Annotated in this window: 18 protein-coding genes and 1 other annotated feature; of the genes, 2 read left to right on the forward strand and 16 right to left on the reverse strand. The window is 38.9% G+C overall.

Going from position 1 to position 16222, the window contains the following annotated elements; all coding sequences use genetic code 11:
- Positions 1–109 precede the first annotated feature (109 nt).
- From nadA to nadB, 3 genes are read right to left on the reverse strand one after another with little or no spacing between them, the layout of a single operon-like run.
- A complete protein-coding gene (gene nadA, locus P9E47_RS08295) occupies positions 110–1219 on the reverse strand; it encodes a quinolinate synthase NadA (protein ID WP_003331787.1) in 1110 nt (369 codons plus the stop codon).
- The gene (nadC, locus tag P9E47_RS08300; RefSeq protein WP_326163107.1) at positions 1219–2061 is read right to left on the reverse strand and encodes a carboxylating nicotinate-nucleotide diphosphorylase; all 843 of its coding nucleotides are present in this window, start codon (positions 2059–2061) and stop codon (positions 1219–1221) included. The genes nadA and nadC overlap by 1 nt, the downstream gene beginning before the upstream one ends.
- Positions 2058–3626, reverse strand: coding sequence for an L-aspartate oxidase (gene nadB, locus P9E47_RS08305; protein WP_326163109.1), 1569 nt, complete (start codon positions 3624–3626; stop codon positions 2058–2060). Before nadB ends, nadC begins: the two co-directional genes overlap by 4 nt.
- 198 nt (positions 3627–3824) lie before the next feature.
- Between nadB and P9E47_RS08310 the strand changes: the two genes are divergently transcribed.
- Positions 3825–4967, forward strand: coding sequence for an IscS subfamily cysteine desulfurase (locus P9E47_RS08310; RefSeq protein ID WP_326163111.1), 1143 nt, complete (start codon positions 3825–3827; stop codon positions 4965–4967).
- 203 nt (positions 4968–5170) lie between these two features.
- A complete protein-coding gene (locus tag P9E47_RS08315; protein WP_003331791.1) occupies positions 5171–5719 on the forward strand; it encodes a transcription repressor NadR in 549 nt (182 codons plus the stop codon).
- A gap of 12 nt (positions 5720–5731) precedes the next feature.
- On the opposite strand, the gene pheA is transcribed toward P9E47_RS08315, so the two are convergent.
- The 13 genes from pheA to mreD all read right to left on the reverse strand — a co-directional run bounded on the left by pheA (position 5732) and on the right by mreD (position 16222).
- Entirely contained in the window at positions 5732–6613 is an 882-nt protein-coding gene (gene pheA / locus P9E47_RS08320) for a prephenate dehydratase (protein WP_326163112.1), read from the reverse strand.
- 31 nt (positions 6614–6644) lie between these two features.
- On the reverse strand, positions 6645–7085 hold the full coding sequence (locus tag P9E47_RS08325; RefSeq protein ID WP_035194387.1) for an ACT domain-containing protein: 441 nt from the start codon (positions 7083–7085) through the stop codon (positions 6645–6647).
- Between the two features lie 259 nt (positions 7086–7344).
- Positions 7345–8628 (reverse strand): GTPase ObgE, encoded by a 1284-nt coding sequence (gene obgE / locus P9E47_RS08330; RefSeq protein ID WP_003331794.1) that lies wholly within the window; start codon positions 8626–8628, stop codon positions 7345–7347.
- 23 nt (positions 8629–8651) lie between these two features.
- Entirely contained in the window at positions 8652–9191 is a 540-nt protein-coding gene (locus P9E47_RS08335) for a sporulation initiation phosphotransferase B (protein ID WP_003331796.1), read from the reverse strand.
- A gap of 169 nt (positions 9192–9360) precedes the next feature.
- Positions 9361–9645, reverse strand: a complete 285-nt coding sequence (rpmA, locus tag P9E47_RS08340; RefSeq protein ID WP_003331797.1) for a 50S ribosomal protein L27 — start codon at positions 9643–9645, stop codon at positions 9361–9363.
- A 133-nt stretch (positions 9646–9778) separates the two neighbouring features.
- Positions 9779–10114: a ribosomal-processing cysteine protease Prp gene (locus tag P9E47_RS08345; RefSeq protein ID WP_326163113.1), complete on the reverse strand. Its 336-nt coding sequence runs from the start codon at positions 10112–10114 to the stop codon at positions 9779–9781.
- 12 nt (positions 10115–10126) lie between these two features.
- Positions 10127–10435 (reverse strand): 50S ribosomal protein L21, encoded by a 309-nt coding sequence (gene rplU, locus P9E47_RS08350; protein WP_003331799.1) that lies wholly within the window; start codon positions 10433–10435, stop codon positions 10127–10129.
- Positions 10436–10448: 13 nt separating this feature from the next.
- Positions 10449–10523 (reverse strand) — a sequence feature (ribosomal protein L21 leader region).
- A gap of 60 nt (positions 10524–10583) precedes the next feature.
- Positions 10584–12074 carry an Rne/Rng family ribonuclease gene (locus tag P9E47_RS08355; protein ID WP_003331800.1) on the reverse strand — a complete coding sequence of 497 codons (1491 nt, stop codon included), beginning with the start codon at positions 12072–12074 and terminating at the stop codon, positions 10584–10586.
- A 223-nt stretch (positions 12075–12297) separates the two neighbouring features.
- Positions 12298–13158: a M50 family metallopeptidase gene (locus tag P9E47_RS08360; protein ID WP_326163115.1), complete on the reverse strand. Its 861-nt coding sequence runs from the start codon at positions 13156–13158 to the stop codon at positions 12298–12300.
- 14 nt (positions 13159–13172) lie between these two features.
- Positions 13173–13976: a M23 family metallopeptidase gene (locus tag P9E47_RS08365; RefSeq protein WP_326163160.1), complete on the reverse strand. Its 804-nt coding sequence runs from the start codon at positions 13974–13976 to the stop codon at positions 13173–13175.
- Between the two features lie 167 nt (positions 13977–14143).
- Positions 14144–14941 carry a septum site-determining protein MinD gene (gene minD / locus P9E47_RS08370; protein WP_326163116.1) on the reverse strand — a complete coding sequence of 266 codons (798 nt, stop codon included), beginning with the start codon at positions 14939–14941 and terminating at the stop codon, positions 14144–14146.
- Positions 14942–15631: a septum site-determining protein MinC gene (minC, locus tag P9E47_RS08375; RefSeq protein WP_326163117.1), complete on the reverse strand. Its 690-nt coding sequence runs from the start codon at positions 15629–15631 to the stop codon at positions 14942–14944.
- Between the two features lie 57 nt (positions 15632–15688).
- On the reverse strand, positions 15689–16222 hold the full coding sequence (gene mreD / locus P9E47_RS08380) for a rod shape-determining protein MreD (protein WP_326163119.1): 534 nt from the start codon (positions 16220–16222) through the stop codon (positions 15689–15691).

A 16222-nucleotide genomic window follows, 5' to 3' on the forward strand; every position in this document is an offset into this window, starting at 1 on the left:
CATTATATGGGCTCATGGGCAAAATGCTACCTTTATTTATCTTCTTTCGTAACAATTTATGCTAAAAAAATAATTTTATGAAAAAAGCCGATACGAAATGTATCAGCTTTTACACGATTTTTAACATTTTATCTAATGCAAGCAACGCATCTTTTGCAATTTCTTGATCAACAGTGATTTGATTGAACTGTTCCTTTTGTTCAATCGTTTCCAGCGCCCATAATAAATGTGGTAAATCAATTCGATTCATAGTCATACAAGGACACATATTCGGATTCAGTGACATAATTTCTTTATCCGGATGTTCAGCAATAATTCTTTTCACAAGGTTCATTTCTGTCCCGATTGCCCATTTGCTGCCAGCTGGGGCCTTTTTGATTGTTTCAATAATATAACTTGTTGAACCATTGTAATCAGATTCTTTCACAACTTCATGACTGCATTCAGGATGGACAAGAATATTCATATCCGGCTTCGTTCTACGAATTTCTTCCACATTTTCTACAGTAAAGCTTTCATGCACGGAACAGTGACCCTTCCATAATATTACTTTTACATTTTCAAGGTCGCCGTCATATTCAAATTTATCATGAATCGGATCCCAAACTGCCATTTGCTCCAATGGAATTCCTAAATCAACACATGTGTTACGGCCTAAATGCTGATCCGGTAGGAATAACAGGCGCTCTTTTTGAGATAATGCCCACTCAATCATTTTTTTCGCATTTGAGGATGTTACAGTTGCACCGCCATTCCGGCCACAGAATGCTTTAATTGCTGCAGTAGAGTTAATATAAGTAACTGGAAGAACCGTGTCACCAAATGTTTCTTGGAGCACCTTCCAGGCTCTTTCTGTTTGCTCCATATCGGCCATATCGGCCATCGAACAGCCTGCTCTCATATCAGGCAAAATCACCATCTGATCGCCTCTAGTTAACATATCAGCCGTTTCAGCCATAAAGTGAACGCCGCAAAATACAATATATTCAGCTTTATCATTCTTGGCTGCCAATTGTGCCAAGCGTAATGAATCCCCTGTTGCATCCGCAAATTGAACTACCTCATCCTTTTGATAGTGATGACAAGGTAGGAATAATCTTTCACCAAACTTTTCCTTTATTTCACGGACTCGATTTTCCATTTCTTCAACACTCATATTTTTATAACGTTCAGGAATCGTTGTATTATTTTTCGCTGATAAAACATCCAAAATCCCCATTATTTCACTCCCCCTTCAAGATTAAAGCTAATGTCTAATGCCGTTACAGAATGTGTTAGCATTCCCAGTGAAATATAATCAACCATTGTATCGCGATAATTTCCAATCGTCTCGAGTGTAAGACCGCCAGAAATTTCTGTTACGATTTCTTTAGGTACAAGCTTTACATACTCAGCAACCTCTTCTGGTGAGCGATTATCAAACATAATGACATCCGCACCGGCTTCTACAGCCTCTAACACCTGTTCCTTTGATTCTGTTTCAACTTCAATTTTAACCATATGTCCAGCTTGTGAACGTACCTTTGAAACGGCTTCCTTAATTCCGCCTGCAAATGTAATATGGTTGTCCTTTATCATGACACCGTCATATAAACCAAATCGATGATTATAGCCGCCTCCGCAACGAACTGCATATTTATCTAACATACGTAAGCCCGGCATTGTTTTTCTTGTATCACAAATTTTAGTATGATCACTATTAAGAGCTTGAACAGCCGCATGAGTAGCTGTTGCTACTCCACTCATCCGTTGCATAAGATTTAAAATAACCCGTTCAGTACTTAATAAATAAGCGACAGGTCCATGAACAGAAGCGATGACGTCTCCTGTTTTAACCAATTCTCCATCTTGCTTATAAAGGGTTACTCCAATTGATGGGTCAAAAAAAGCATATGCTTCTTTGATAATATCGACTCCCGCTAATACACCGTCATTCTTAACTAGAAAATTTCCTTTTGACACTTTTTCTAACGGGAATATATACTCACTCGTTAAATCTAATTCTCCTAAATCCTCAATAAAAAACTCTTGTAATTGTTTACGCAGCTTTACCTTGTTCATTTTTGAGCAATCCTCTCATTATTTTTTATTAATTTACGAACAATTTTTTTCTTTGTCCAATTCGTTTCTTCTTCGGGAAAATCTGAACGGTAATGTCCACCGCGGCTTTCTTCTCGCATTAAAGCTGATGTGGTAATAAGCCAGGCTGCTTGAAGCATATTATAAACGCCAATTTGTTCATGGGTTAAAGCATCTAGGTCAAAGTTTTTATCTTCAGAAGGCAAGTACCGTTCCAACCATTCTATTGCGGTCTGTAAGCTTGTTTTATCCCGAATAATGCCGACATATTTCATCATAACGGTTTTGATTTCTTCCTCTTCGGGCAAATGAAGCTCTTTACACGTTTTATCATCTGATTCAATCGTCGGAATATCAAAGACCTCTGATCGTTCAAAAGCAAGGTGTTCAGCCAATTCCGTTGCAAATACAATTCCTTCAAGCAACGAATTACTTGCCAACCTGTTCGCACCGTGTACACCCGTACAAGCAACCTCACCAATCGCATATAGATGCTCTACTGATGTTTGTCCCTGTTGGTTAACTTCAACGCCCCCCATGTGAAAATGGGCGCCTGGAACAACTGGTATTCTCCCCGCTGTTAGATCTACTCCATTTTCTACACATAACTCAGTGATTGTTGGAAAGCATTTTTTAAAATCTTTTATCATCGAAATATCTAAAAATATTTGTTCTCCATTTAAAACGGCACGGTTAATTTCTCTTGCCACAACATCTCTTGGAGCTAGATCCTCTAGAGGGTGAATGCCATGCATTAAGCGCTTCCCACCCTCTGTAATTAGAACAGCACCTTCTCCTCGGACTGCCTCGGAAATTAAGCCTTTTACTTCTCCATTGACATATAGTAATGTCGGATGGAATTGAACAAACTCCAAATCTACTAAATTAGCACCTGCACGGTAGGCTAAGACAAGCCCATCACCGGTCACTGTTGGGTCATTTGATGTAAATGAATATAAGCCGCCACTGCCGCCTGCTGCCAAAATAGTATCCCTTGAATAAATTATTTTAGACCTTCCGGAATTTGTTTTCACCTTTATCCCAAAACAATGATTCTCTTCGACTAGTAAATCAACAACTAACATATTTTCAATAATTTTCACCTTTGGATTAATACGAAGGCGATTCAGCATGAAGTCAACAAGAGCTTTTCCGGTAGCATCCCCACCGGCATGAAGAATTCTTCTTATCCCATGTGCACCTTCCTGCCCAAGAACGAGATGCCCCCTTGCATCTTTATCAAAGGACATTCCTTTATCAATCAAGGCACGAAGTAATTCCGGCCCTCTTTGTACTAGGGTTTCAACGGCCTCTTCATCATTGTGGAAATTCCCGGCAACCATTGTATCAGAAAAATGATTTGTCCAATGATCATTGCGGGATATTGCTGCTGCTACACCACCCTGCGCTCGGCATGAATTACTATTTTCTTTTTTTGACTTTGTGATAATAATCACATTCTTATGATAACTTAAACGATCTGCCGCTACCAACGCAGCAATGCCACTTCCAATAATGACAACATCTGCGATATGTCTATCAGTCATTATCTGGAACCCCCACATCCTACCAATTAGGTTTAATATTGAAATCTAAAACAATTGTCTTGACACCTATATTTACACATAATTAAACTAATGACAAGAGTTTTTTTATGGCATTGTCACAATTCTGACAATTATTACAAAAGACTTCATTAGTTGACACATTTCTCAACTAATGAAAACAGTGAGGAGAGGAATGTAATGATCTATTTAGATTATGCAGCAACAACACCTATGAGTGAGAAAGCAATAAATGTATATAGTCAAGTGGCTACTAAGTATTACGGCAATTCAAGCAGCCTCCACGATATGGGCCTGGCAGCACAAACTATTTTAGAAGAATCAAGAAAAACGATAGCCGGTTTTTTTAATGGGGAGGCAAAAGGAGTTTATTTTACAAGCGGTGGCTCAGAGTCAAATTATTTTGCCATCCATTCCTTACTTAAAGGGAATAATAAAAAGGGAAAGCATATTATTTCAACTAAATTAGAGCATTCATCTATTGCAAATACATTAGAAGATTTACAAAAAGACGGCTATGAAATTACATTTGTTCCAGTCAATACTGAAGGAAGGGTTGAGTTAGAAGCACTATCTGAAGCAATCCGCCCAGATACTGTTTTGGCCTCTATTCATCATGGGAATTCGGAAATAGGAACGATTCAAGATTTAGTTGCGATTGGAGAGATATTAAAGAAACATGATATTATTTTTCATAGTGATTGTGTCCAAACCTTTGGTAAGATTGAGATAGATGTTAAAAAAGCAAATCTAGACAGCATCTCAGTATCTAGCCATAAAATATACGGTCCAAAAGGGGTTGGCGCTTGCTATATAAACCCATCTAGGACGTGGAAGCCTGTCATTCCGGGAACAACACACGAAAACAGTTTTAGACCCGGAACGGTTAACGTTCCAGGAATCGCCGCTTTCATTACAGCTGCTGAAGAAGTTCTTCCAATTATGGACGTAGAACAGGAAAGATTTCAAGGTTTAAGAAGAAAGCTTGTTGACGGTATTCAAGGGGACGCCTGGAAAATATCTGAAGTAGGACCAAGCAGCAAGCGGTTGGAGCATATTATTGGACTATCTATAGCCGGAATTGAAGGTCAATATATCATGCTTGAGTGCAACCGTTACGGAGTAGCGATTTCAACGGGCAGTGCCTGCGCAGTTGGCATGCAAAAACCTTCAAAGACTCTACTTGCCATTGGAAAATCCAAGGAAGAGGCGAAACAATTTATTCGTCTATCGCTTGGAAAATTAACAACGGATGCTGAAATAGAAGAAACGATCGATATCTTTCAAAGATTTTTAAAAAAGTATTTTAACTTTATTCAGTAGCAGGTCCTCCATTCACATAAATGGTGGGATAAATGCGAATTAGTTTTTAAAAATTCAATTGAGGGATAACCCTACTGAATAAAGTTAAAGCCTCCGGCGGATGCCTCAGATTTTCAAAGGTAGTTTTTCGAGCAAGCTCGAAAAAATCTGGGCGCAAATACACCAAGGCGTATTTGATTAAATTTTATAAGGGAGAGAAATTCATGACTGGTGGAAAAAAGATACTCGGAGAAGAGAGGCGAAATTTGATCCTGGATTGGTTGAAGCTAAGTGACAAGCCGCTTACGGGAAGCTATATCGCTGAAAAGGTAAACGTGAGCCGTCAGGTGATCAGTCAGGATATAACATTACTTAAGGCCCGAAATGAACCAATCATTGCGACATCCCAAGGCTATCTTTATTTAAAAGAACAACAGTACAGTCGCCCTTCCAGGGTGATCATCAGTACCCATAATCCTGAGCAAACGAAAGAAGAGCTTTATTTAATGGTTGACTGTGGGGTAACCGTTAAGGACGTCAAGGTTGAACACCCACTCTATGGAAATTTAACGGCACCGATTGGTGTTAGCAATCGAAGTGATGTTGACCAGTTTTATGAAAAAGTAAAAGCAACCAAAGCACCGCTTTTATTACAGCTTACAGGAGGACCCCATTCCCATACTATTGAAGCGGACAATGAGGAACAGCTTGAACAAGCCATTCAAAAACTTACAGCTGCGGGTTTTATCATGAAAAATGCGACTTCCACCTGAAGTCGCATTTTGTTATTTTTGAATAGCGCTTTGTTCTTTACCGATAAAATAATATGGATAGCTTCCCAACACTCTTACTGAACAGTTAAGTGCTTCAAGTTCAGCCACAACTCCAGGTATTAGTACCTCATCCATCTTCATTTCAACATCGACAAGAAAGAAATAGTTTCCAAGACCTGTTTTCATTGGTCTTGATTCGATTTTTGATAAGTTTAATTTTCGCCAAGCAAACGCTGATAACACCTGATGCAAAGCACCCGCATAATCTGACGGTAAAGTAACCATTAATGTCGTACGGTCACCACCATAATAACGATGTTCGGTACTAAGATCTACCGCGTTTTTATGTAGGATCACAAATCGAGTGTGGTTATTATCATAATCATGGATATCTTTTTTGACAATTTCCAAGCCATATTCCTTTGCCGCTAATTCATTACCAATCGCTGCAATGCATTCTTCTGGATGCTCATGAACATACTCCGCTGCAGCCCCTGTTGATTTTACATATTGAAGGTCCACAGTAGGCATTTTTGTATGTAAAAACTTATGACATTGAGCAATCGCATGTGAATGAGAAAGAACAGACGTCACACTTTCCCACATTTCTTTGTTTTGTGGATGCACCATAAGATGCTGGCGAATCGGAACCACAATTTCACCCACAATCGGCAGGTTTTGTTCATGAATTAAATAATCAATCGTGATATTGACAGACCCTTCAATTGCATTTTCAAGTGGTACAACTGCAAATTCCACATCCCCTTTTGTGACAGCATCGATACTTGCTGGAATGGTTTCATATGGAATTTTTTCTTCAGTAGGAAATAATTCATTTACAGCAATTTTTGTAAAAGTCCCCTTTGGACCAAGATAGCCAACTTTTGTAGACACGTCGTTTCTCTCCCTTATAAACTTAATAAAGTTAAGCACCAGAGCCTAGAATCTCAACCTTTTCCACAAATTCCAGCCCCTTTAAACTTTGAATTAAGACATTAATATCTTCCTTCATCCCAGAAGTATTTAAAGATAGTGTAACATTTGCCTTCCCTTGAAGGGGAATATTTTGATTGATCGTTAATACATTACAACCAGCATCAGCAACCATTGCCAGCATTTGCGATAACGTACCGGAGCGGTCTTCAAGGTGAAAAAAAAGTGTGATAATCCGTTCCTTCACAATCGTATGAAATGGAAAAATCCCGTCTCGATATTTATAAAAAGCACTTCGACTTAGGCCAACCATTTGGACAGCATCCGCAACAGAATCAGCCTTTCCTCTTTCAATAAGGGCCTTTGCTTCTAGAGTTTTTTTCATAGCCTCAGGTAAAAAGTCTTCCCGAATTAAGTAATAGCTTTGTTCCATATTATCTTTATTAGTTTTCACCCATAACCCCTCGACAATTATAGAAAAAGACTGCATGATCAAATACGCCTTGGCGTATTTGATCCCAGCGGATATTATCGAGCTCCCATGCTCGAAAACTACCTTTAAAAATCTGAGGCATCCGCCGGAGGCGTTAACTTCATTCAGCAGAGGTTAGTATCCCAACTGAATTAAAATACTAATTTGTATTCATTTCTCTACTTACGCTGAATGAAGTTACTAGCAGTCTTTTCCAAGACTATTCTATAAATTCAAATTCAAATTCCAACAGCCTTACGATATCCCCATTTTTTGCCCCGCGTTCCCTTAGAGCTTCATCAACTCCAAGTCCCCTCATTTGACGGGCAAAACGACGGATTGATTCATCCCTTGAAAAATTAGTCATCTTAAACATTTTCTCAATATATGCACCCGATATTACGAATGCACCATCATCATCTCTTGTAATTTCAAACGGTATTTCTTGTGCTTCATGTTTATATAAAATGTGTGTTTCCTCGACCTCTTGTTCTTCCAATGGAAACTCAGGTGTTGTCTCTAATAGGTCGGCTATTTTAAAGAGCAGGTCCCTTAAACCTTGCCTTGTTACAGCGGAAATTGGGAAAATCGGTACATCCTCTTCCAACTGCTCTTTAAATTTTTCTAAGTTTTCCTCGGAACCAGGGATATCCATTTTATTCGCAACAATGATCTGAGGTCTTTCTGTTAAGCGCAAATTATACTGCCTTAACTCCTCATTAATTGTGACATAATCGGTATAAGGATCACGGCCTTCCATAGCTGACATATCAATAACATGAACAATAACCCTTGTTCTTTCAATATGTCGCAAAAATTGATGCCCTAATCCAACTCCTTGATGTGCACCCTCAATTAACCCAGGCAAATCGGCCATCACGAAGCTTCGTCCATCCTCTGTCTCAACAACTCCAAGGTTTGGCACGATCGTTGTGAAGTGATATTCTGCAATTTTAGGCTTTGCTGACGAAACAACGGAAAGAAGCGTTGATTTCCCAACGCTTGGAAATCCAACTAATCCAACATCTGCAAGTACTTTTAATTCAAGTATTACATCCCGTTCTTGGCCTGGCTCCCCATTTTCCGCAATTTCCGGAGCTGGGTTTGCCGGCGTTGCAAAACGAGTATTACCACGGCCGCCACGGCCACCTTTGGCAATTACAGCCCTTTGACCGTTGATCGTTAAATCGGCTATCTTTTCATTTGTCGCTACATCCCTGACAACTGTACCTGGTGGCACCTTGACAATCATTGGCTGAGCATTTTTTCCATGCATACTTTTAGACATCCCATGTTCACCACGATCTGCCTTAAAATGCCGCTGATAGCGAAAATCCATTAGCGTACGCAAGCCTTCATCTACTTCAAAAACAACATCTGCTCCATTACCGCCATCGCCCCCTGCAGGGCCGCCCTTTGGAACATATTTCTCACGACGGTAGGCAACCATACCGTTCCCACCGTCTCCACCTTTTACATATACTTTGACATAATCTACGAACATTGTTGTCACCTCTCAATCTAAAGCTAAAACGAAATTTGAGTTACTACTACCATTTCTTCATTATGTACTTCATACTCTAAAACTTGAATCAAAGCACCATTCTTTCGTTCTTCCAGATAGTTTGAAATTATACTTTTATCTTCTATTATTCCTCTAAAATCGAAAATGAAACGAACTTCCTGATCGGATAATTGGATTGAAAGAATTAGATGATTTTCTGCAAATGGTTTAATAACCTTGTTCAATTTATTTAAAAACGCAAAGCACCATGCTGTTATATCATAATCATGATTGGATAGGTTTCGCTCATCACCTAAAACCTCGAACTCAAGAAAAAAATGTTGCTCTTCCCAATTGAACAACATTAATAATGCTGCCAGTTGAGGTGCTTTTAAATTTGTTAGTTTGGATTCATTTTTTGTATCCATAATAATTCCTTCTATAATTTCATTAACACGATCCAATCGTTCTAAAGCGAGATTACCTTTGATTAGTTGTAGCTTATTTAACCAATCATGACGTGAATGCCTCAAAATTTCAACTGCATTCCATTCTTTTCCCATATTTTTACCCCTATAAGTTTTGATGTATGAATTATACCAAATATTTCACTTAATGGATAACCTGTTTATAAATATTCTCTACTTTATCTTATAGGGGCTTCCAATAATTCAAAAGGCTCCAACCAATATCTGGTTAGAGCCTTTTCTTCTCGGGTAAGATATAACTGAATTATTGAGCTACTGGGTATACACTTACTTGCTTCTTATCACGACCAACACGCTCGTAACGTACTACACCAGCTGTTTTAGCGAACAATGTGTCGTCACCACCACGACCCACGTTATTTCCTGGGTAGATTTTTGTACCACGTTGACGGTAAAGGATTTCTCCACCGTTAACAAATTGGCCATCAGCACGCTTAGCGCCTAGACGCTTAGAGATAGAGTCACGACCGTTCTTAGTACTACCTACCCCTTTTTTAGATGCGAAAAACTGAAGATCTAGTCTTAACATCAGTTTCACCTCCTATTACGGCTAACTATGACCGTCGAATTTCGTTGTTGTCTCGCCACTCCGTTCCTCACGTATATAATACGTTCCGGTACTCGTGACTTCGACGCCTAGAACTTCTCTGTCCTAGTTACCCTTAGTAATTGTCATTAATTTGAATGTATTTGCCGTAATCATTTTCAATCGTTTGTAGAGATACGAGCATCCCTTCAAGTAATAATTGTACTTTCCTATTGGTGTCTTGATCAAGATGATCAGGAACAACACAGCGGAGAAAGCCTCCTTTTTTACCTTGTTCAATTCCAAGTTTCGTCTGACATAAACCATAAACCGCATTGACAGTTCCAAATGAAACAGCTGATACGGCTGCACACACTAAATCATGTCCATGTGGACCGGATTCAGCATGTCCGCTTATTTCAAACGAATGTATTGAATGGTCTGCACGCCTCGTAATGATAACTTTAATCATTCATTCAACCTATTAACCGTTAATTTTTTCGATAATAACTTTAGTGTAAGGTTGACGATGACCTTGCTTACGCTTGTAGTTTTTCTTAGACTTATACTTGAAAACGATAATTTTCTTAGCGCGACCTTGTTTTTCAACTTTACCTGTTACAGTAGCACCTTCTACAGTTGGGCTTCCAACTTTTACGTTTTCGCCACCTACCATTAACACTTTGTCAAAAGTTACAGTCTCACCAGCTTCAACGTTAAGCTTTTCGATGTAGATTGCTTGTCCTTCTTCAACTTTAACTTGTTTACCGCCTGTTTCGATAATTGCGTACATTCTCTGCACCTCCTCTTATACTAAGACTCGCCATCCCAGGTACCATTCAAATGGTTTTAAAACCTGTTCTGTGCGGTTGTAGCCGTGGTGCGCTACATTAAACACAATGAAAATCATAACATATTTAATTAAAAATTGTCAATTACAATTAGTGTGTCTTTTTCTTAGAAATTCTAGACTTGATCTCGCTTTCGGTACCAAAATTCCTGACTTCAAAATTATTGATTAGTTGGTCAGTGCTTGTCAGCAAAATTTTATAGCCTAAAGTCTCTTCAAGCTGCCTCAGCTTTACATTCGCATTTGCTTTGAATAGCTCCAGTACTGGCGTGGGGACTTCAACCCAAACGGCTTCGTGATCCATCCCTTTGTATTCCCAAAGCGCTCTTTCTAATTGGCGGGTTACCTGCTCTGGGGAATAGACTCTGCCTACATTGTGACAGGTTGGACAGGTCGTTGTTAATTTTTCAAGCAATGATTTTTGTTCTTTCTTTCGGGTCATTTCCAGGAGACCTAACTGGGTGAAGCCGTATACCTTTGTATAATTGCGGTCTGTCCTTAATGCGGCGTTAAGCTTATTTTTAATGTATTCCCGATCTTTTTGGGATTCCATATTGATAAAATCAATGATGATTATTCCACCGATATTACGGAGTCGAAGCTGTCGGGCAATTTCGAGGGCCGCAAGTTCATTGGATTTTAAGATTGTTTCTTTCACATTATGTTTTCCCGTAAACTTCCCTGAATTAACGTCAACAACAGTTAAAGCCTCTGTCTGTTCAATCATTAAACTCGCACCATTTTCAAGTTCTACATAAGGATTTAGAGTTTTTGGAATTTCTTGTTCAATACCAAAATAAGAAAATAAATCTTCCTTATTGATGAAGTGTTTAATTTCGGTGATAGTGTCATCATAAATAGAAAGTCTTTCTTTAAGCTTCCGAAAAACGATACCATCATCAACAATAATTTCGGTGGGTTCATCACCAATTAAATCTTGGACAATGAATTCTATGAGATCAGTATTTTTATAAAGAAGAGACGGAGTCTTTTTCCCGGCTTGCTCTTTATCGATTTCGCTCCAGTTTTCTTTCAAATACTCAATTTCTTTTTTTACAACTTCTGTTGTTTTATTGGTACAGACAGTTCGAAAAATTAACCCCTCATTCTTATCGCAAATAGCTTGGCCAAAACGACGCCAAACCTCTCTTTCATCTTCATTGATTTTTTTCGATATGGCAATTTGTGTATCGTTGGGCATATAAACTACATATCGGCCAGAAAGCTCAAGTAATGTTTTCAATCTGGGACCCTTTTCTCCAAAAGCGGCCTTTGTCACTTGAACAATAACTTCCTGCCCTTCATGAAGCAAATTGGAAATAGACACTTTACGCTTTTCGTTGAGGTCTAAAGACTTATAATTTGCAAGCTGATCAATTTGCAGAAATCCATTACGTTCAAGCCCAATATTAACAAATGCAGCTTGCATCCCCGGAACGACCTTTTCAACCCGCCCTTTATAAATATTACCTACAATTGACTCGCCTTCGGACGATTCATAAAACAGCTCTACTAATTTATCATGCTCCAAAACGGCAACCCGCTTTTCAGAAGTTCGACAGTTCAAAATAATTTTTTTCAAAAGAATCTTTCCTTTGCTTAGGAGGTATATTTTAGTTCATTGTACTATAAACCGGGGAGTAGGGGGAACAATGGTAGCGATCGATGAGTAGCTGTTCTCCAGTTATCCTTTTAAAATGCGGACAATGGTTGTGGGACCGCTGCTTGCTCTGGCCTCATAATTTCTATCCCTTAATATTTGGTTGCACCAACATAAACAGGGCACAGTTCCCCGTGCCCCACTCCTATCCAAATATCTCCCTCATCGTGCCATTCGTTCTTTTTTCAGTAAAATACGCGTGAAGAAGCTCATTCTCATCAAATGTGAGTTGCTCGCGATCATTCCTTTTTATAATAATTTGATGCTTACATCCTCGACAGAACTGAGCAAAAACATCTACTAAGTGGTCCGTTTCATTTACGACGATTGGTCGCAAATCTTTGATCTCCCGGCTTCTCCCATAATATCGTTCCAATAAAAAGCGAATATGCGCAAACTTTCTTTGTTTCCACTCAATATAATGAGCGAAAATAACGAACGCAACTACAATCCACAAATTCAAATGAAATGGATAGATAACTAGTGTAGTTAAAATTAACAAGCATACAATACCAATCGAAATCATCAATGAATAGCGATGGGCTAAGCTGAACGGGAACTTAAGTGACATCCCGAGGAATACAAGCTTCCCACCATCCAATGGCCAAATCGGTAAAAGATTAAAGATCAAAATCATCAGATTATGCTTCAAAAATAAGTCATATGTATTTTGATCAATCCACCCGATAAAAAAAAGAATATAGGCAAGCGCCATCATCCAAAGGTGCTGCAGCGGCCCACTTATAATAACGAGCAGCTCCTCTTTTAAAGGACGATTGCCATGCTCATCCATTTCAGCAACGCCACCGAATGGCAATAGTTCAATTTTTTTTATCCGCCAGAGAAAATGATTGGCGGTAATCGCATGGCCCATTTCATGTACGAACACAATCGTAAATAGCATGATGATTTCTAAAAATCGTCCAGTTAGTACCCCAATACCTACAACAAGCCAGAACAAGGGATGAATTGAAATTTTACTGAAAATTTCTGTCACTCTAGACAATGGCCTCACCAACCTTAGTCAAAGTTGATCACCTGAATGGGGTCAATAAAAGAGTCACCCTCTTTAATTGCAAAATAAAAAGTTCCGGCTTGCCCATCCTCAGTATTGGTAACTTGACCTAATTGGGTACGACTTTTCACGAAATCATATAGTTTAACATTGATTGAATTCAAATTTCCATACCATGTTTCACTGCCATCGGAATGCTGAATAACAACTGTCTTGCCAATCTCTTCTTTGACGCTGACATCGATGATAATGCCATCATCAATGGCCTCAACGAAGGAATCACGACCTGTTTCAACCATAATCCCCTGACGGTCTTTTGAAAATGGCTCAAGCACACGGCCGGCCGCTGGCACTGCATAGACATGCTGAACATCTTCATTCTGATCAATTTGATTAGGTATCTGCTCCTTATTCGTTTCCGGCAATAGGGCAACCGGCTTACCAAATTGATTTTCATACCAATCCATTACAGCAGCAAATTGAAATTCCTTTTCCATCGTCTTACTGACGAAAGTACGTGCCTTTTCCCAGCGTGGAGACGGGTCCTTAAACAAAATCCCTACTATTAAAAATAAGCATACTGCTAATAAAACTTGTAAAATAATAAACTCAGTCCGAAAGACCGGATGTTTCGAGTTTGAGCCTGGCTCATAATCATAAAACGGAGTTTCCCCGTACCGTTCTTCATCTTTAGGCAGCGGATAGGCAGTTCTCCTCGATCCTGTTGGCGATCCACCAATTGAACTACGCGCCTTTTTCCGTTTTGCTATTCTCCTTTTTACATCATCGACTTGATTTCTCACCTTCATCATTCCCCCGCTCAAGTATTGAAAAGGACCAATTGCCCTCGTTTTGAACAAGCATAACTATTAGTAATATCTATGACTTGTCCTCGGTGGATATGACTTTGAAAATAAGAATAAAAAAGAGCTTAGGACTCAAATATCCCAAACTCAAGCTTGTACTAATTCAAATTTTACTTCATTCCAAAAAACTTTTTCATTTTCGAAAACATGCCGCCCTTATCATCATCCAAAGAAAGGAGTGGCACAGATTCACCTAATATGCGCCTAGCCATATTTCGATAGGCGATCGATGCTTTACTTGTAGGGTCCAATGCAATGGGTTCACCATTATTGGATGCTTTAATAACAGTATCGTCATCTCCTACAATTCCTAATAGATCGATAGCTAAAATTGCCACAATCTCATCGACATCAAGCATATCACCATTTTTCATCATATGAGTGCGAATGCGGTTTACTATTAGTTTTGGAGGTTCAACCTCCTCTTGTTCCAACAGTCCGATAATTCTATCCGCATCACGAACAGAAGATACCTCTGGAGTCGTTACAACAATGGCCTTGTCCGCTCCGGCTACAGCATTTTTAAAGCCCTGTTCAATCCCAGCCGGGCAATCTATTAAAATATAATCAAAATCCTGCTTCAATTCGCCAACAAGCTTTATCATTTGTTCAGGAAAAACGGCAGACTTATCCTTCGTCTGTGCAGCCGGAAGCAAATACAAGCACTCGAAACGCTTGTCCTTAATTAAAGCCTGCTGAAGCTTACACCGTTCCTCCACAACATCAACTAAATCATAAATAATACGATTTTCCAGTCCCATAACAACATCCAGATTGCGCAGCCCGATATCCGTATCAACTAAACAAACCTTTTTACCTGTTAAAGCTAGTGCCGTTCCTAGATTAGCACTTGTAGTTGTCTTTCCAACGCCGCCTTTTCCTGATGTAATAACGATAGCCTCTCCCATTTACATCATACCCCTTTCAAGCCTCGTTAAATTTGGTCTTAGATGTGGTAAAACCTGAACTCGGTCGATCACGATTTGATTTACATTTTGATCAATATAAGCACATTCCATTTCACGGCCTTCTTCTTCGTGGTCATCTGGTGCCCTATTCACTAAGTCGCTAATGCGTAGTTGCATTGGCTTCATCAATGATGCTGCGATCACGGCATTACGATTGCCAAAGCATCCAGCATGAGCAATTCCCCGTAATGCGCCCATAATAAAAATATTACCACCAGCCATGACAGTGCCACCAGGGTTTACGTCACCTATTAACAGAAGATCCCCTTTAACCTGAAGCACCTGTCCGGAACGAATTATTTTCGAAACCGTTTCAACGTCTGTTTGTTTTTTCCATTCAAGAGCTTCCGCTTTTGACATAACATTTGATTCCAATGAATCAATGACTAATTTTTTCTTATTTCGAATAATCTCGCGAATTTGATCATGCATACTTCTAGTTAAATATCTGTTGCCTGCTTTTATGTGAACGGAGGTTAAAGGACTACCCTCGGGTGGTTGATGATTAGAGGATAATTTCTCATCAAGTTCCTTTAATAGCTGTTCAAAAGAACATGAATCATCCAAATATAAAGTGAGACCACTTTTCGTTCCTTTAATCGTCACATTTTGTTGCTTTTGCCCGATCATCTTCGTTCACCTCGATGATTTGTAATTCGACACAATCTGTATTTTTTCCTTTAAAACCTATACTAACTTATCATTTTCTTTATTTGCCCATTTCTCTACCCTTAATAAAAACTTCTTCATCGGGTAGTAAATAACAATTAGAAATACCCCGTTTAATACAAGTGTAGGGAATAATCGATCATAGAGAAATTGGTTCCAATCAAGGTGGGCTACATTAACAAGATATAAAATCCCGAAAACAAACCCTTCTAAAAGGCCAATGCCTACTAGTACAACAAAAAATATTACTAGGAGATTTCTATGAAGCACTTTCATAGATAAAGAAATAACATATACGATAAGTGGAAATGAAAACATATAAATCCCAATAATATCTGTATATATAATATCAAATAATAAGCCGAAAATTATCGCAAAAAGTAGCGCTTTATTTCGATCATAAAAAAATGAAATAAGCATGATCATTACAATCATAAACCTTGGCACAAAAATGCGGTCAATCCCAAATCTTTCAGCAGGGAATAACTCTATGAAGATACTCTCAGATAAAAAAGCTAAAAATACAATAAACGCAAGAAGGAATCTTTTCAC

Source organism: Schinkia azotoformans (assembly GCF_035811335.1).
GTDB classification, from domain to species: domain Bacteria; phylum Bacillota; class Bacilli; order Bacillales; family Bacillaceae_J; genus Schinkia; species Schinkia azotoformans.